This window comes from Burkholderia sp. L-4, assembly GCF_056856535.1.
Genome location: NZ_JBXEOX010000002.1, coordinates 2,485,263 through 2,502,691, shown reverse-complemented (window position 1 = coordinate 2,502,691; position 17,429 = coordinate 2,485,263). Strand labels below are relative to the sequence as shown.

Annotated in this window: 15 protein-coding genes; 7 read left to right on the top strand and 8 right to left on the bottom strand. The window is 67.4% G+C overall.

Annotated elements, in window-relative coordinates; all coding sequences use genetic code 11:
• Positions 1-116 precede the first annotated feature (116 nt).
• Positions 117-371: a PAAR domain-containing protein gene (locus AC1VVG_RS28165; RefSeq protein WP_059556635.1), complete on the top strand. Its 255-nt coding sequence runs from the start codon at positions 117-119 to the stop codon at positions 369-371.
• 619 nt (positions 372-990) lie between these two features.
• Here AC1VVG_RS28165 and AC1VVG_RS28160 read toward each other — a convergent pair.
• Together AC1VVG_RS28160 and AC1VVG_RS28155 are read right to left on the bottom strand one after the other, a co-directional pair.
• Positions 991-2,310 (bottom strand): MFS transporter, encoded by a 1,320-nt coding sequence (locus tag AC1VVG_RS28160; protein ID WP_034187888.1) that lies wholly within the window; start codon positions 2,308-2,310, stop codon positions 991-993.
• 42 nt (positions 2,311-2,352) lie between these two features.
• Positions 2,353-3,537 (bottom strand): M20 aminoacylase family protein, encoded by a 1,185-nt coding sequence (locus AC1VVG_RS28155; RefSeq protein WP_034187887.1) that lies wholly within the window; start codon positions 3,535-3,537, stop codon positions 2,353-2,355.
• A gap of 180 nt (positions 3,538-3,717) precedes the next feature.
• Here AC1VVG_RS28155 and AC1VVG_RS28150 point away from each other — a divergent pair, with 180 nt between their 5' ends.
• Both AC1VVG_RS28150 and ppnP read left to right on the top strand, forming a co-directional pair.
• Positions 3,718-4,620, top strand: coding sequence for a LysR substrate-binding domain-containing protein (locus tag AC1VVG_RS28150; protein ID WP_049034222.1), 903 nt, complete (start codon positions 3,718-3,720; stop codon positions 4,618-4,620).
• Positions 4,621-4,793: 173 nt separating this feature from the next.
• Positions 4,794-5,114, top strand: a complete 321-nt coding sequence (gene ppnP, locus AC1VVG_RS28145) for a pyrimidine/purine nucleoside phosphorylase (protein WP_006478890.1) — start codon at positions 4,794-4,796, stop codon at positions 5,112-5,114.
• 88 nt (positions 5,115-5,202) lie between these two features.
• Here ppnP and AC1VVG_RS28140 read toward each other — a convergent pair whose 3' ends face one another.
• The 4 genes from AC1VVG_RS28140 to AC1VVG_RS28125 all read right to left on the bottom strand — a co-directional run bounded on the left by AC1VVG_RS28140 (position 5,203) and on the right by AC1VVG_RS28125 (position 9,468).
• Entirely contained in the window at positions 5,203-5,538 is a 336-nt protein-coding gene (locus tag AC1VVG_RS28140) for a hypothetical protein (RefSeq protein ID WP_021162025.1), read from the bottom strand.
• Between the two features lie 412 nt (positions 5,539-5,950).
• Positions 5,951-7,738 carry a chloride channel protein gene (locus AC1VVG_RS28135; RefSeq protein ID WP_482836926.1) on the bottom strand — a complete coding sequence of 596 codons (1,788 nt, stop codon included), beginning with the start codon at positions 7,736-7,738 and terminating at the stop codon, positions 5,951-5,953.
• A gap of 20 nt (positions 7,739-7,758) precedes the next feature.
• A complete protein-coding gene (locus tag AC1VVG_RS28130; RefSeq protein WP_034187884.1) occupies positions 7,759-8,172 on the bottom strand; it encodes a MarR family winged helix-turn-helix transcriptional regulator in 414 nt (137 codons plus the stop codon).
• Between the two features lie 120 nt (positions 8,173-8,292).
• A complete protein-coding gene (locus AC1VVG_RS28125; RefSeq protein ID WP_482836924.1) occupies positions 8,293-9,468 on the bottom strand; it encodes an HPP family protein in 1,176 nt (391 codons plus the stop codon).
• Positions 9,469-9,832: 364 nt separating this feature from the next.
• Here AC1VVG_RS28125 and AC1VVG_RS28120 point away from each other — a divergent pair, with 364 nt between their 5' ends.
• Positions 9,833-10,801 (top strand): LysR family transcriptional regulator, encoded by a 969-nt coding sequence (locus AC1VVG_RS28120; protein ID WP_034187882.1) that lies wholly within the window; start codon positions 9,833-9,835, stop codon positions 10,799-10,801.
• A 27-nt stretch (positions 10,802-10,828) separates the two neighbouring features.
• Here the strand turns inward: AC1VVG_RS28120 and AC1VVG_RS28115 are convergent, their stop codons facing one another.
• The gene (locus tag AC1VVG_RS28115) at positions 10,829-12,193 is read right to left on the bottom strand and encodes an MFS transporter (RefSeq protein WP_482836923.1); all 1,365 of its coding nucleotides are present in this window, start codon (positions 12,191-12,193) and stop codon (positions 10,829-10,831) included.
• Positions 12,194-12,269: 76 nt separating this feature from the next.
• Positions 12,270-13,208, bottom strand: a complete 939-nt coding sequence (locus AC1VVG_RS28110; RefSeq protein ID WP_124608820.1) for a 2-hydroxyacid dehydrogenase — start codon at positions 13,206-13,208, stop codon at positions 12,270-12,272.
• 113 nt (positions 13,209-13,321) lie between these two features.
• Here AC1VVG_RS28110 and AC1VVG_RS28105 point away from each other — a divergent pair, with 113 nt between their 5' ends.
• The 3 genes from AC1VVG_RS28105 to AC1VVG_RS28095 all read left to right on the top strand — a co-directional run bounded on the left by AC1VVG_RS28105 (position 13,322) and on the right by AC1VVG_RS28095 (position 17,428).
• Positions 13,322-14,230, top strand: a complete 909-nt coding sequence (locus AC1VVG_RS28105) for a LysR family transcriptional regulator (protein ID WP_482836921.1) — start codon at positions 13,322-13,324, stop codon at positions 14,228-14,230.
• A 276-nt stretch (positions 14,231-14,506) separates the two neighbouring features.
• Entirely contained in the window at positions 14,507-15,538 is a 1,032-nt protein-coding gene (locus AC1VVG_RS28100; RefSeq protein ID WP_034187878.1) for a TRAP transporter substrate-binding protein, read from the top strand.
• A 3-nt stretch (positions 15,539-15,541) separates the two neighbouring features.
• Positions 15,542-17,428, top strand: a complete 1,887-nt coding sequence (locus AC1VVG_RS28095) for a TRAP transporter large permease (RefSeq protein WP_482836920.1) — start codon at positions 15,542-15,544, stop codon at positions 17,426-17,428.
• Position 17,429: the final 1 nt, after the last annotated feature.

The following is a 17,429-nucleotide window of genomic DNA, read 5'->3' as shown; positions in this document are numbered from 1 at the left end:
GCTGAGTCGATGGGTAAGGTATTGAGATTGAATGGCGTTAGGTGGGGGTGTGAAATTATGAATATAGGATGGAATTTCTGTTGTCGTGAACTCGGATATCCGAGATAGGGTGAGATATGTCCATTAATTTCGTTCGAGTCGGTGATTCTACGGACCACGGAGGCAAAGTCGAAACTGGCTCGTCATCAATGAAATTCGATGGCCGCTACGTCGCGCGTAAAGGCGACCGCGTATCGTGTCCGCAGCATCCGGAGGTGGCGCCGAACGTTATCGAGGAAGGCGACGAATCGATGAAGGACGACGGCATTCCGGTTGCGCGACACGGTCATCGAGCGACATGCGGCTGTCATCTGATTTCGAGTCTCGGGTGACGCTACAACGGCAGTGGGAAACTGGCCATTGATGCGGGCGTGTCCATGCAGTATTGCGTCTTTACCCCCAGAATCACGATTTCGCAGATATCGACCGCGTGCCCACGAAGCAACTCGATCGGGTCTTGTCGAATACGATATCGCGTGCCTTATCGATCACAAGTTTCGGCAACGGCACAGCGAGTCGGGAGCGATCGGCGAGCCGGCGGACCCGGTGCGACTCACGGCGAACATCGACCCACTCGCGTCGTGTGCACGACAGGTCAACCGGTTGACGTTGACCAGCAAGCGTTCGCTGCCATGCGGACGATCGGAATCGTGGAACATCCCGCCTGCATGTTGAGCGAAAGCAGCGCTCGTTTTGGGGAGACGGTGTCGGACATTACGTTTCTCCTGAGTGGCCGATGCAGAAGGAGAATCGAAAAGACCCCGTCCGGAACCGGTGGGGCCTGTGGGAATCGGTGACGCTACGATATTGCGCGCACTTGCCGCACGAGCCCGCCGAAGGCGATCGTGCGTGTGGTCGTCGAAAGGGTGATCGTGGTGTTGTGTATTGGTCAATGATGTCCGATGCGCGCGGCGTCAATGACGCTTCACACACCGGGCATCCCCCCACCGCTCAGTCCAACGCCTTCCCCGCCTTTTCATCCATGCAACGAATCGCGAGCAACGTCATCGCGCCACATCCGATTGCATACCACGCCGGCGCATTCGGATTCCCGGTTGCCGCGATCAGCCACGTGACGAAAAATTGTGCGAAGCCGCCGAAGATCGCGACGCCCACGCTGTACACCAGCGCACCGCCCGTCGCCCGCACCGCACGCGGGAACAACTCGCCGAGCATGGCCCCCGTCGCGCCAATGTTGATCGCATGCACGATCGACAGCGCGGCGATGATCGACAGCAGCGACGTGGCGCCCGGCCAGCGGTTCAGCGCGATGAACGCCGGGTAGATCGCGGCCATCAGCGCGATGCGCGTCCACCAGACGATCCGGTTGCGCCCGAACAGGTCGGACAGGTGGCCGCCGATCGGCGTCACGAGCATCAGGATCGCGCCGGCGACGCAGCCGGCCGTCATCGACAGCCAGGTCGGCAGATGCAGCACCTGCACGCCGTAGATCGCCATGTAGAACACGATGATGTAGTGGATCGACGTGCCGCCGATCGTCACGCCGAGGCCCGCGAACACCGCCTTGCCGTGATGGCGCAGCACGTCGGCGAGCGGCAGCGACGCGACCGGCTCGTCGTGCGCGGCGGCAGGTGCGGCGGCCGGTACCTCCTCGACGGTGCGGCGCAGCCAGTAGCCGAGCGGCACGAACAGCGTGCCGATGATGAACGGCACGCGCCAGCCCCAGCTTTCGAGTTGCGCGGCGTTCAGCGTCGACGTCAGTGCAACGCCGGTGAGCGCGCCGGCGAGCGCGGCGAGCCCCTGGCTCGAGAACTGGAACGACGCGTAGAAGCCGCGCCGATGCTGCGGCGCCTGCTCGAGCAGCAGCGTCGTCGACGCGCCGACTTCGCCGCCCGACGCGAACCCCTGCAGCAGGCGCGCGAGCACGAGCAGCAGCGGTGCGGCGATGCCGATCTGCGCGAAGGTCGGTGCAACCGCGATCGTCGCGGTGCCGAGCGCCATCAGCAGCAGCGTGAGGATCATCGCGCTCTTGCGGCCGGCACGGTCGGCGTACATGCCGATCACGAGCCCGCCGAGCGGACGCGTGACGAAACCGACGCCGAAGCTCGCGACCGCGAGCATCAACTGCCCGAACGGCGAATGCACGGGAAAGAACAGCTTGCCGATCAGGATCGCGAAGAAGCTGTAGACCGTGAAGTCGTAGAACTCGAGCGCGTTGCCGACGGCGGCGGCCGCGATCAGCCGGCGTTTCTTCGCGGCGGCGCGGGCATCGACCGGCGTGCCGGCGAACGGAAGGGCAGACGTTTCCATGGGGTTCCCCCGATAAGCGCGAAACTGCGTGATGAAGGGCCGTCAGGCGGCGAGCCAGGCTTCGGCGACGCGCACCCAGTAGCTGGCGCCGATCGCGAGGATGTCGTCGTTGAAGTCGTAGCCGGGGTTGTGCACCATGCAGCCGCCCTTGCTGCCGATCCCGTTGCCGATGAACGCGTAGCAGCCGGGGCGCGCTTCGAGCATGAACGCGAAATCCTCGCTGCCCATCAGCGGTGCGGCTTCGGTTTCGACGCGTTCGGCGCCGAGCATCTGGCGCGCGATGTCGGCCGCGAACGCGGTCGGTTCCGCGTGATTGACGAGCACCGGGTAGCCGTAGTCGTAGTCGACTTCCGCGCTCACGCCGAAGCTTTCCGCCTGGCCTCTCGCGAGTGCTTCGATGCGGCGCGCGAGCAGCGCGCGCACGTCGGCGTTCAGCGCGCGTACCGACAGCTTCATCACGACGGTCTCGGGAATGATGTTGAACGTCTCGCCGGCCTGTACGCTGCCGACCGTGATCACGGCCGCCTGCTGGGCGTCGACCTCGCGCGCGACGATCGTCTGCAGCGCGACCATGATGCTGCCCGCGGCCGACATCGGATCGCGCGCGAAATGCGGCATCGCGCCGTGGCCGCCGACGCCGCGCAGCGTGATCGTCACGCGGTCGGCCGACGCCATCGCGGCGCCGGTGCGGAAGGCCATGTCGCCGGCCGCGCGGCCCGGCATGTTGTGGATCGCGAAGATCGCGTCGCACGGGAAACGGTCGAACAGGCCGTCGTCCATCATCGCCTTCGCGCCGCCGAAGTTTTCCTCGGCCGGCTGGAAGATCAGGTTCAGCGTGCCGGAGAACTGGCGCGTCGCCGCGAGGTGACGCGCCGCGCACAGCAGCATCGCGGTATGGCCGTCATGGCCGCACGCGTGCATCTTGTTCGCATGGCGGCTCGCGTACGGCAGGCCCGTGGCTTCGGCGAGCGGCAGCGCGTCCATGTCGGCGCGCAGCCCGACCGTGCGCGTGCCTTGCCCTTCGCGCAGCACGCCGACGACCCCCGTCTTGCCGATGCCGCGATGCACTTCATAGCCCCAGCCGGTGAGCAGCTCGGCGACGAGGTCGCTCGTGAGCGTCTCTTCGAACGCGAGCTCGGGATGGGCGTGGATGCGGCGGCGCACCTCGACCAGTTCGGGGGCGATCGCGGCGATACCGGGGATGACTGGGTTCACGGCTTGCAGCATGGGGTCTCCAGTGGGGCCGAAGGGCGTTTGACGCGTATATGACGAGCAAGCATATAAATTTCTTTTGCGTACCAGAAGCTGATAAATTGCTTTGGTGCACACCACCGGTTGCCGCTCGGGAATACCCTGAGCCGGTAACGCCGCGATGCACGGGGTTTCCACGGATCACGCGTTGCCGCCATGAAATACCATCAGTTGAAAGCGTTCGTCACCGTTGCCGAAGAAGGCAGCATCCGTGCGGCCGCACGGCGCCTGAACGTGTCGCCGGCGGCGCTGACGAAGGCGGTCAAGGAACTCGAGATCGCGCTCGGCGTGTCGCTCGTCGTGCGTACCGCGCGCGGCGTTCAGCTCACCGCGTTCGGCCAGCAATTGCAGGTGCGCGCGCGGCTGATCGTCGCCGAAATGCAGCGCGCCCGCGACGACATCGAGCAGGCACAGGGGGCGATGACGGGCTCCGTGTCGGCGGCGATCACACCGGCGGCCGCGGTGACGATCCTGCCCGACGCGTTTCGGGCATTCCGGCGCCGCTTCCCGGTGGCGCGCGTCAACCTGATCGAAGGGTTTCCGGGCGTCGCGCTGCCGCGCCTGCACGACGGCTCGCTCGATTTCGCGGTGGCGGTCGTCGTCCCCGAACTGCTGGCGGCCGAGTTCGACCATGCGGAGCTTTACGCGAGCCGCTCGCTGATCGTCGCGCGCAAGGGGCATCCGCTCGCGTCGGCCACGTCGCTCGCCGATCTCGTCGACGCCGACTGGCTGATGAACCCGTCGCCGGAAAGCTCGACGCAGGTGTTGTTCAATTCATTCGTCGCGTACGGGCTGCCGGTGCCGGCGCGCGTCGTCGAATGCCCGAGCTTCGGGCTCGCACACAGCCTGATGACCGGTTGCGACCTGATCGCATCGATGCCCGAGCAATTGCTGCAGGGCGAGTGGGCGCGCGACCAGCTCGCGGTGTTGCCGATCCGCGAGCGGCTGCCGGGTGTCTCGGTACAGGTCGTCACGCGCCGCGACAGCCCGCTGACGCCGGCCGCGGCGATGCTGCTCGACTGCCTGCGCGATTCCGCGCGGCGCAAGGGGTTGCGGTGAACCCGAGTTCCACGGCAATCATGTAGTCATCCTGATGATGATCACCCTGACAAGCGACCGGCGGCCGGCCGTTCCGACGTATGCCGCGCGAGCCGGTATGATATCGGCCGGCCCGCCGCTCCGGCCGGCCTCCAATCCATCACTATCCGGCATCCAGCAATCAGAGGCATCACATGACCAGTGCAACCCAATTCGACAACGTATCGGTCGTCAAACGCGCGAACGTCTATTTCGACGGCAAGTGCGTGTCGCATACCGTGCTCTTCCCGGACGGCACGCGCAAGACGCTCGGCGTGATCCTGCCGTGCGCGCTCAACTTCGGTACGGACGCGCCCGAATTGATGGAAGTGCAGGCCGGCAAGTGCCGCGTGAAACTCGACGGCAGCAGCGAATGGCAAACCTATGGCGCCGGCGAGTCGTTCTCGGTGCCGGGCAAGAGCCGCTTCGACATCGAAGTGCTCGAGACGCTCGATTACGTCTGCAGCTACCTGTAAGCGCGGGCGGCAGAAAAAGAAAAAGCCCCGTCGAAACGGGGCTTGTCGCAAGCGGATGGCGCAAGGCCATCCGGAGCGCCTGTTCGATTTACAGGCAGGCGTTGATGTCGCCGGCCGACGAGGCATCGCCGCCGCGGAAACCGACCCAGGTTTTCGCGTTCGCGGCGTTGGCCGGGCGCACCACGGCGGCAGCGCCGTTCGGCGGCTGCTGGCCCGGTGCATAAACGGCCATGGCGAGGCCGTTCGCCAGTTCGTACTGCGACGTCACTTGCTGTTGCGACTTGTCGGCCCACGTCTTGGCGATGCACTGCGCGACCTGGTCGGCGGGCTTTTGGCTTTGTCCCACGTTCTGCAGGGCAGAATCGGCTGCATGAGCAGAAAATGCCACGGTCAATGCGATGAGCGGTAAGTATTTCGCGTTCACGTTATCTCCCTCGAGTCGTGATTGATTAGGTGGGATCCGCAGTAGTACTGCGTGCTAGTGAGATCGCATCGGGCGAGCACGGTTCCGGCTATTCCGAAACAAGTTGCTAACGCGCTTGCCAAATGGCGGCTCCGGTGCTGTGCAGCGTTGCTGCGATGCGGCATGCGTCGTCTGCGACTCGACGTCATGTGTTGCCCGGTCGGCGCGCGGTCCGGTCGTGTGGTGTCGTGATGGCCGCGGCAAACGGCATGTGCGTGCATGCCGTGCCGCGACTCTTTATCAGATGGCGAAGTGGAATGGCTGATTGATGGCCCCGTCGCATGGACACCATCATGACAAACTTTCGCCCGTCGAACCGTTAACCAACTTTAAACGCGGGACGCGACCGAATGCGATGCAGCACGCGGGGGCATCAGCCCGCCTCGCGGGTGCCTGCGTCGCGCAGGTTGACCGGGACGATGGGGCGGAAGCGCTCGCGCTTCTGTTCGTCGTCGAAGTGATGGCGCGCGGGCTTGATCAGGTCGCTGCGCGACACGATGCCGATGACGCGCAGCGATTGCTCGTCGTCGACGACGGGCAGGCGTTCGAGGCCGAGCATCGCGAGTCGCGATGCGACGACGCGGCACGTTTCGTGCGCGAGCGCGACGACCGGCACGCGGTTGGCGAATGCATCGGAGATCGGCGACTCGGCGCCTGCCTCTGCGCGCCGCGCATCGAGCGTCGCACGATCGACGAGGCCGAGCAGGCGGCCGTGCTGCACGACCGGGTACGCGCGATGCGTCTGCTTCGCGCCGAAGTAGCGCGACTCGACGGTATCGAGCGTCGTCGCGCCGTCGATCGCGACGACCCGCTCGGCCGACGTCATGACTTCGCCGATGTCATGGCGCTCGAGCGGATCGACACCGTATTCGCGATAGATGTGATAGCCGCGACGCGCGATCTTCTCCGTCATGATCGAACGCTTCATCACGATGGTCGAGAAACCGTGCGCGACGAGCGTCGCCGCGAGCAGCGGCAGCAGCGCGTTCGCGTCGTGCGTGAGGCCGAACGCAAACACGATCGCGGTCAGCGGAGCGCCGAGCGTGGCACCGAGCGTCGCGGCCATGCATACGAGCGGCCACAGCGCCGGATCGCCGCCCGGCAGCATCGGCGACAGCACGGTGCCGAGGCCGGCGCCGAGCATCAGCAGCGGCGCCAGCACGCCGCCCGACGTGCCCGAGCCGAGCGCGATCACCCACATCACGGCCTTCACGACCAGCAGCGCAAGTGCGATCTTCAACGCGATGTGCTGATGAAGCAGATCGCCGATCACGTCGTAGCCGACGCCGAACGCGCGCGGTTCGAGCCAGCCGCCGAAGCCGATCGCGATCGCGCCGAGCGCGGGCCACCACATCCAGTGCACGGACAGCTTCGCGAAGGTGTCCTCGACGCGATAGAGCGCCGCCGACAGGCCGCACGCGAGCATGCCCGACAGCAGGCCGGCGACGATGCACGACAGCAGCGCGACGGGCGTCGGCACGGCCGTCGTCAGCGGAAACAGCGGATCGACGCCGAAGCACACCGCGCGTGCGAACCCGGCCACCGCGCACGCCAGCGCGACCGGCAGGAAACTGCGCGGACGCCATTCGAACAGCAGCAACTCGACCGCGAGCAGCACCGCGGCGACCGGCGTGCCGAACACGGCCGTCATGCCGGCGGCCGCACCGGCCACGAGCAGCGTCTTGCGCTCGGCGGCGGTCACGTGCACGCATTGCGCGACCAGCGAGCCGAGTGCGCCGCCCGTCATGATGATCGGGCCTTCGGCGCCGAACGGGCCGCCGCTGCCGATCACGACGCCGGACGACAGCGGCTTCAGGATCGCGACCTTCGGCGACATGCGGCTCTTGCCGAACAGGATCGCCTCGATTGCTTCGGGAATGCCGTGGCCGCGGATCTTCCGCGAACCGAAGCGCGCCATCATCCCGACGATCAGCCCGCCGATCACCGGGATCACGATCACCCATGCGCCGAGCGTGTTGTTCGCCGGGGAGCGGTCGGCGAACGAGAGCTGCTGGAAGAAGAACAGGTTCGTGAACAGGTGGATCAGGCTCGACAGCACGAACGCGGCGAGCGTGCTGAGCAGGCCGATCCCGGCGGCAAGCAACGCGATCCCGGGCAGGCGTTCGTTGGGCGCGAAATCGCGTTTGTGTGGTGCGTTCATCGGCGTGACAAGGGCAAGGGTCAGTAATCGATCCGGGGCACCTGGAACGTGTCCTTGAGCGACTTCAGCTCGGCGCGATGCATGGCCGCGAGGCGGGCGAGCAGCGTTTCGCCGGCCGGCTCGAGGTGGACCTCGACCTGGCGGCGATCGGCTTCGCTCGGCTTGCGCTTCACGAGCCCGAGCGCTTCGCAGCGCGTCACCAGTGCGACGACGCCGTGATGCTGCGCCTGCAGGCGTTCCGCGAGCTCGCCGATGGTCGCCCATTCGCGATGCGGATAGCCCTTGATGTGCAGCAGCAGCAGGTATTGCAGCGGCGTCACGCCTTCGCTTTGCGCGGCGCGTTCGGAGAAGCGCTCGAAGCGGCGCATCTGGTAACGGAACTCGGACAGTTGCTGGAAATCGCTCTTGTTCAGCGCGCGTCGGGTATCGTTCATCGAGGTCGGTCGTACGGGGGACGGTAGCGTCAAATATATCACAACATGATATAAATGAACGATATTGGGCGGAATGGAGACGTTCCGCGCTGCGTCAGCCGTTTTGTGGCGTCACGTGCGTTACGCGGCCTCGAGCATTTGGGTCTGCCGATAAAGGCCCGTCACGAGATCCGTCTGCGTCATGATCCCGACGAGCCGGCGCGACGCATCGACGACCGGAATGTGGTGGTGGCCCGAATGCGTGAACAGCGGCACGAGCGCGGTGAGCGGCATCGTTTCCGGCACGCACGCGACGTCGCGCGTCATCACGGTGGCGACGCTCGCAGGCCGGCCGCCGAGCGATTGCGGTAGTCGCGCGGACAGGCGTTGCCACAGCGGGGCCGAGCGGTGCGGCTGGCGCGTGAGGTCGGTGCGCGTGACGATGCCGGTCAGGCGGCCTTCGCCATCGACCACCGGCAGTGCCTTCACGCAGTGACGGTCGAGCAGTGTCAGCGCGGCCGTTACCGACGTCGACGGTGCGACCTCGATCGCGTGTTTCGTCATGAGGTCGGCGCAAGTGAGCTGGCCGAACGTGCGCGTATAGGCCTGCATCTCGGTTTCGCGCAGCAGCGTTTCGAGATCGTCCGGATCGACGTCGAGCCATTCGCCGCGGCGCTTCAGCACCGCGTCGAGATCGCCGCGCGTGAAGCCGCCGTGCGCCGGCACGGCGCCGCCCGCCCGCGGTTTCGCTTCGGGATGTACGCCGCCATGCGGGTAGCGGTGCCCGGTCAGCGCGTGATACGCGAGCGCGGCCGACAGCAGGATCGCCGATTGCAGCGCGATCGGCTCCAGCACGAAACGGAAGCCGAGCGAGTGGATGGCCGGGCCGCCGACCACGGCTGTGAGCGCGACGGCGCCCGACGGCGGGTGCACGCAGCGCAGCGCGAACATGCCGCCGATCGCGCACGCGATCGCGACCGCGGCGGCGGTGACCGGATCGGCGAGCCATTGCGCGCAGGCAACGCCGACCGTCGCCGCGACGAGATTGCCGCCGATGATCGACCACGGCTGCGCGAGCGGGCTTGCCGGCACCGCGAACAGCAGCACCGCCGATGCCCCCATCGGCGCGACGAGCAGCGGCACGAGGCCCGGCCCGCCGGGTAGCAGCCGCATCGTGGCGCCGACCGTCGCGATTCCCACGAGCGCACCCGTGCACGAACGCAGGCGCTCGCGCCAGCCAAGCGATATCGGATGCGGAAGGAAGCCGTGCAGCCATTGCCGCAACGTGCGGCGCGATGGAGGGGAGCCTGGTGACATGAACGGGCGAGCGGTAAAGGTGACGGCGCGGTGCGCGCGCGGTGACGAGAGCGGAATTATATCGTGTTGTGATATAAATTGCCGCGCGGCATCAAGCCGTTGCGCACGGGGGAGCCCGAGTCTTGCGAAAACCTTTCGTCCGATGAAAGCTTCGGGGGCGAACAATCGCGCAAATTTGTCTGCGGCGGCGTACAATTCCGGCCACTGAATCCCCCGTCACGCCAGAACCACGTACGCGATGCCCGCTCTCCCGCCTTTTCCCCGGCTCGCTGATCGATTCGACGTGGTTCGCGGCCGCGTTCCGTTTCCCCTCTGACGCGAGCGCCGCCGACGCCTCCCCACTGACTCTCCCCAAGCCAATCCAATGGACATGCTCGAAAACATGCGCCTGTTCGTGCGCGTTGTCGAAGCCGGCAGTTTTACTGCGGTCGCGAAGGAAATCGACGCGACCACCGCGCAGGTGTCGCGCGCGGTCTCGAACCTCGAAGCGCACGTACAGACGCGCCTGCTGCATCGCACGACGCGCCACCTCGGTCTGACCGAAAGCGGCGAACGCTATTTCGAGCGCGCGAAGTCGATCCTCGCGGAAATCGACTACGCGAACGCCGAGGCGCGCAACGCGCTGCTGCGGCCGAGCGGCAAGATGCGCATCCATGCGATGACGGGGCTCGGGCAGAGCCATGTCGTGTCGTCGATCGTCCGGTACCAGGAGGACAATCCCGACGTGTCGGTCGAGCTGACGCTTGCGCAGCGGATGCCGAATCTCGTCGAGGAGGGTTACGACGTGTCGATCGTGACGGCGTCGCAACTGCCCGATTCAGGTTATGTCGCGCAGACCTGCGGCACGAGCTGCAGCGTGCTCGTCGCGTCGCGCGAATACCTGGCGCGGCACGGTACGCCGCAGACGCCCGACGAACTGCCGAACCACGTGTGCCTGCGCCTCGACACGCCCGCGTCGCCGGCCGGCGAATGGCGGCTCGAGCGCAGCGACGGCGAGGAGGCGGTCTACGAACTGCAGCCGGCGCCGTTCCAGGTCAACGTGCCGGACGCGCTGTGCGTCGCGGTGCGCGCCGGGCGCGGGATCGCGTGCGTCGCGCTGTACACGGTGCTCGACGACATTCGCGAAGGGCGGCTGATCCGCGTGCTGCCCGAGTATCGGCTGCAGACGGTGAGCGTGTACGCCGTGTATGCGACGCGCCGTTATCTCGACGCGAAGATCCGCACCTTCCTCGATCACCTGCGCACGACGCTCACGCCTGCGCTGGAGAACGACCTGCGCGAGCTCGAGCGGCTGACGATCGAACCGGCACCGGGCGGCCGCAAGCGCGCGTGACGGCGCGCCTGCGCGCGGCGGCGGCGTTCACGCGGCCGGCGTGATGCGGATCCGCTCGAAGCGGCCCGCGAGCCACGTGTATGCGGCGATGCCGATCAGCCCGTGCGCGGCGACGAACCACAGCGCGCCGGCAAACGAACCCGTGCTGGCGACGAAGTAGCCGATCGCGAGCGGCGTGACGATCCCGGCGATGTTGCCGAGGCCGTTGAACACGCCGCCGCTCAGCCCGACCATGCCTTCCGGCGCCGTATCGGCGAGCACGGCCCAGCCGACCGCCGCCAGCCCCTTGCCGAAGAACGCGATCGTCATCAGCGCGATCACGATCGCGTTCGACGACGCGCCGTTCGCGAGCACGAGCAGCGTCGCCATCGCCATCCCCGCGACGAACGGCGTCTTGCGTGCCTTCGACGGATGCAGTCCACGCCGGATCAGCCAGTCCGACAGCACGCCGCCGAGCACGCTGCCCGTGAACCCGCAGATCGCCGGCAGCGCGGTGACCCAGCCGGCTTCCATGATCGTCATCCCGCGCCCCTTGATCAGGTAGATCGGAAACCACGTGATGAAGAAGTACGTGAGTGCCGTGATGCAGTACTGGCCGATATAGATCGCCCACAGGTTCCGGTGGCGGAACAGTTGCGATGCGTCGTGCCACGACACGCGCGGCCGGTGGCGCACGCGATTCGCCTCGAGATCGACGAGCGCGCCGTGTGCGCGCAGGTAGTCACGCTCCGCATCGGTCACGCGCGGGTGGCCGTGAGGTTCGCGATACCACGCGAACCACAGCACCGCGAGCGCGATGCCGAGCAACCCCATCCACAGGAACACGTGCTCCCAGCCGAGCGCGTGCGTGAGCCAGGCCATCGCGGGCGTGAACAGCACGACGGCCATGTACTGCGCGGAATTGAACAGCGCCGACGCGGTGCCGCGTTCGGCGGTCGGGAACCAGCAGGCGACGATCCGCGAATTGGCGGGGAAGGCCGGCGATTCGACGAGGCCGAGCATGAAGCGCATGACGAACAGCGCGAGCGTCGCGCCCACACCCTGCACGGCGAGCCAGCCGACCGTGCCCTGCAGCATCGTGAAGACCGACCACAGCAGCAGGCTCAGGCCGTACACGCGCCGCGCGCCGAAGCGGTCGAGCAGCCAGCCGCCCGGGACCTGGCCGATCGCATAGGCCCAGGCGAACGCGGAAAAGACGATGCCGAGCTGCACGGGCGTCAGCCCGAGGTCGTGCGCGACGCCGGTGCCGGCGATCGACATCGTCGCGCGATCCGCGTAGTTGATGACGGTGACCGCGAAAATCAGCGCGAGGACCGTGTAGCGGACGCGGCCGATCGTGCGCGACGCGGCGGGGGAGGCGGCGAGGGCGGCGCCGCTGGATCGATTGGGCATGCGTGTCTCCTGGCCTCCGTCGGGCGGAGGCATCGGTTGTCGTATCGAGGATGCCGGCCGTACGGCCGCGCCGCGGTCAGCCGGTGACGCTGGTCGGCGGGCGCTGGCCCGCGAAACACGCGGCGAGGTTGGCGAGCACGATCCGGCCCATCTCTTCGCGCGTTTCGTGCGTGGCGCTCGCGCGGTGCGGCTGCACGACGACGCGGTCGAGTTCGAGCAGCGCGGCCGGGACGTGCGGCTCGTTCGCGAACACGTCGAGGCCGGCGCCGGCGATCGTGCCGTCGGCCAGCGCGCGTACGAGCGCGGCCTCGTCGACCAGCTTGCCGCGCGCGACATTGATCAGGAATCCTTGCGGGCCGAGCGCGGCGAGCACGTCGGCCGTCACGAGCACGTTGCCGTGATCGGCCGATGCCGCGATCACGAGCACGTCGCTGTCGCGCGCGAGGGCGGCGAGATCGGGCACGTAGCGATAGCCGCTGTCGCGGTGCTCGCGCGGGCCGAAGTAGCTCACGGGCATCCGGAACGCCTGCGCGCGCTGCGCGATCGCGCGGCCCACGCGGCCGAGCCCGACGATGCCGAGCCGCTTGCCGGTGACCTGCGTCGCGAGCGGCTGGGCCGTCTTGCCCCAGCGGCCGGCGCGCACGATCCGCTCGCCGGCGCCGAGATCGCGCAGCGTCATCAGGATCAGCCCCAGCGCCATGTCGGCCACGTCGTCGGTCAGCACGTCGGGTGTCGTCGTCACGTGGATGCCGCGTGCGCGGGCGCGATCGAGATCGACCGCATCGGTGCCGATGCCGTTGATCGCGACGATCTCGAGCGCGCTCAGCCGGTCCATCAGCGCGGCGGACAGGCCGTTCGCGCCGCCGGTCACGACACCCCGAATGCGCGAGGCCACGCGATCGAGCAGCGCGTCGGGTTGCGCGGCCGCATACGGCCGGTGCACCGCGTAACGGGCGGACAGTTCGGCGTCGATGGTGTCGGGGAGCGGCTGGGTCAGCAGGATGTCGATGGTCATGAAGGTCTCGGTCGTCTTGTTCGGCGCGGGCCGTGCATCAGGTGGAACCGAGTATAGGAATCGCATCGATATCGGTCTAACATCAAAAGACTATCGATTGATTCAAGATTTGGATGATTGAACTACACCAGCTTCGCTGCTTCGTCGCGGTGGCCGAGGAACTGCATTTCGGCCGCGCGGCCAAGCGGCTCTTCATGACCCAGCCGCCGCTCAGCCGGCAGATCCAGCTGCTCGAGCACGCGCTCGGCATCGCGCTGCTCGAACGCAGCAGCCGGCAGGTCAGCCTGACCGCGGCCGGCGAGCGCTTCCTGCGCGATGCGCGGCACATCCTCGAATTCTCGGCACGGGCCGAGCAGGCCGCGCAGCGCGTCGCGCACGGCGGGGCCGGCCGCATCACGCTCGGCTTCACGGCCGTCAGTGCGTACCGGATGATTCCGGTGCTGCTCGCGCACGCCGCGCATGCGCTGCCGGACGTCGACGTCGAATTGCGCGAAATGGTGTCGACCGTGCAGATCGACGCGCTCGCGTCGCGGATGCTCGACGCGGGTTTCGTGCGCCAGCGCGCGGCGCGCCAGCCGCTGGAATACCGGCTCGTGCAGCGCGAGCCGATGCTCGTCGCGGTCGCGCAAGGCGCGCCGCTCGCCGGCTACGAGCAGATCGGCCCCGACGAGCTCGACCGGCAGCCGTTCATCGCGTACTCGCCGAACGAGGGGAAGTACTTCCACGACATGATCTCGGGGATGTTCGCGGGCGCCGGGCGGCTGCCGAACTACCTGCATTACGTCGGGCAGACGCATACGATCCTCGGCCTCGTGCGCGCGGGGCTCGGCGCGGCGCTGGTGCCGGCATCGGCGCGCGAGCTTCATGTCGACGGCGTGGTGTTCCGGCCGCTGGCGGGCGTCAATGTCGCGGCCGAGCTGTATCTCGCGTGGCGGGCGGACAACGACAATCCGGCGCTGCCGGTGTTCAACGCGATGGTCGAGCGGTTTCTGACCGAGAGCACGAACGACGTGGGCGTCTAGCGGCGTTTGCTCGCGCGAGCGGGCGCCGGCGTGCGCCGAAAAGTCTGTCGTCTGACGATTCGAGCCGCCGTTCGAATTGTTTCGGCTGCAGCCGAAAATGTGCGGGAAGCGGCCAATTTTTGTCCGATTTTCGCGAAAAAACGCGCTGCACGCCCCCTTGGTTTTCATTTTAGGCAGGGGAAACCCTCATTTTTCCTTATCGGTCATCGTATTACTGTATCGATACACTAAATCGATACAGTGACGTCGCGAGGCGCACTGCAAAGGAGACGGCTCATGAATACCTACACCCGGCGGCGCTTCCTGCAGACGGTGTCGGCGGCCACGCTCGCGGCCGCGGGCGGCTTGCCGGAAAGCGTGCGCGCGCAGCAGCCGGTCGTCGCGCTGCGCTGCTCGTCGTCGATGCCGGCCGACCGGAACGCCGCGCACTACGTGTGGTACGAGCGTCTCGCCGCGAACCTGAAGGCGAGCGTGGGCGATGCGATCCGGGTCGACTACTTTCCGAACAGCCAGCTCGGCAAGGAAAACGACGTCGTGCAGCAGGTCAAGATCGGCGCGATCGACATGATGATCGCGGGCTCGTCGATCTGGGCCACGATCGCGCCGGAGCTCGGGATGCTCGATCTCGGCTACCTGTTCGACAGCTACGCGCATGTCGCGAAGGCGCTCGACGGGCCGGTCGGCACGAGCCTGAACACGCTGCTGCAAAAGCGCGCCGGATGTTCGGTGCTGACCTGGGGCTCGCATTTCGGCGGCCGCTGCGTGTTCACGAAGCAGCCGGTGACGGCGCTGGCGGGACTGAAGGGGACGAAGCTGCGCGTGCTGCCGACGCCCGCGTTCATGGACACCTTCAAGGCGATGGGCGCGGTGCCGACGCCGATTCCGTTCGGCGAACTGTACATGGCCGTGCAGACGGGCGTCGTCGACGGTCTGGAACACGATCCCGCCACGGTGCTCGCGAGCCGCTTCGACGAGACCGTGAAGTCGTGCTGGCAGTCGCACCACGTGTTCGCGGCGATGACCGTCGTGATGGGGCGGCGTGCGCTCGACCGGATTCCGGCTCATCTGCGGCCGGCGTTCGAGCGCGCGGTGGCCGACGCGACCGTGCAGCAGCGTGCGATTGCCGCGCAGAAGGCCGCGCAGGCGGAGCAGGCGCTGAAGCAGCGCGGCATGTCGTTTTACCCGCTGGCCGATGCCGAGCGCGCGGTGCTGCGGCAGACGATGCGCGACCGCCTGTATGTCGCGTTCGCGAAGCAGTATCCGGCCACCGCGCCGCTGTTTCCGGCGATCGCCGCCGCGCGGGGTTGAGCGATGGACATGCATTCCGTCTCGGGTGCCGCGTCGGTGCCCGCTGCAGGCCAACCGGCGCATCGCGCCGCCCGCGTGCTCGATGCGGCGCTGCGCTGGATTGAAATCCTGTCGGCGGCGGTGCTCGCCGTCGACGTGCTCGTCGTGTTCGTGTCGGTCGTGTTCCGCTATTTCCTGCACGACCCGGTCGACTGGGCCGAGGAAGTGGCCAGTGCGCTGATGATCGTGCTGGTGTTCTTCGGCGCGGCGACGGTGCTGGGGCGCAGCCAGCATGTCGGCATCGACGTGTTTCGCGGCCGGCTGCCGGCACGCTGGCAGGGCGCGCTGATCCAGGTCGGTCACTGGATCGTGGCGGCCGTCGCGCTGAACCTGCTGGTGTCGTCGTGCCAGTTGCTCGCGGATTCGTACGACCAGATGACGACGGGCGGCTTGCCGGGCTGGATCAACGGGTATCCGATGATGTTCGGCGCGCTGTTCATGACGGTATTCGCACTCGCCAATGCGCTGAACGCGCCGCGCCGCCGGGTGATCGGCACGTTCGCGTGCTGTGCGGCGCTCGCGGTCGCCGTGTACGGCTGGAATGCACTGTGGCCCGCGCATGCGGTCGCGCCGGGCACGCTGCTCGTCGCGGGCTTCGTCGGCGGGCTGGTGCTCGGCGTGCCGATCGGGTTCGTGCTGGCGTTTTCCGCGCTGCTGTATTTCCTCGCGGATCCGACGCTGCCGCTGCTCGTCTACTCGCAACAGGTGATGGCCGGTGCCGATCACTTCGTGCTACTGGCGGTGCCGTTCTTCGTGCTGGCGGGGCTGCTGATGGAGTCCAACGGCATGTCCGCGCGGCTCGTCGAGTTGCTGCTGCGGATGTTCGGACGCGTGCGGGGCGGGCTCGGCCTGATCGTGATCTTCGCGACCGCGTGTTTTTCCGGCGTGTCGGGCTCGAAGCTGGCCGATATCGCGGCGGTGGGCGGCGTCGTGATGCCCGCCGTGCGCCGCGCACGGCAGGACCCGAACGAAACCGCCGCGCTGCTCGCGTGCAGCGCGGTGATGGCCGAGACGATTCCGCCCTGCGTGAACATGATCATCATGGGCTTCGTCGCGAACATCTCGATCGCCGGGCTGTTCGTCGCCGGGATCGTGCCGGCGGCCGTGCTGGCCGCGTCGCTCGCGGTCGTGACGGTGATCACCGGGCGCAAGATCGACGTGGCCGAGGTGTTCGTCGAGCGTCGCGCGTGGCTGCCGCTCGCGGGCGGCGCGCTCGTCGCGCTGGTCATGGTCGCGATGATCGGCAAGGGCGTGACGTCGGGTGTCGCGACGTCGACCGAGGTGTCCGCGTTTGCGGTGGTCTACGCGCTGGTCGTGGGCTGGCTCGCGTTCCGCGAACTGACGTGGCGTTCGGTCGGCCGCGTGTTCGTGCGCGCCGCATCGATGGCGAGCGGCATCCTGTTCATCGTCGCGGCGGCGTCGAGCGTGTCGTTCGCGCTGTCGATCGAGCAGATTCCGGCGCTCGTCTCGGGCACAATGACGGCGTTCGCCCATCAGTACGGCGCGACGATGTTCCTGCTGTTGTCGGCGCTGCTGATGATCGTGTTCGGCGCCGTGCTCGAAGGCGCGCCCGCGCTGATCATCTTCGGGCCGCTGCTCGCGCCGATCGCGCTGCAGCTCGGCATCAACCCGCTGCATTTCGGTACGGTCGTGGTGGTGGCGATGGGGTTCGGGCTGTTCGCGCCGCCGGTCGGCCTCGGGTTGTTCACGACGTGCGCGATCACGGGCACCGAGGTCGGGCGCGTGGCCCGGCCGATGGTGAAATACCTGCTGGTGCTGTTCGTCGCCCTGGTGGCGCTGATCTTCGCACCGGCGTTTTCGTTGTGGCTGCCGGCCCGTTTCGGCCTGTAGC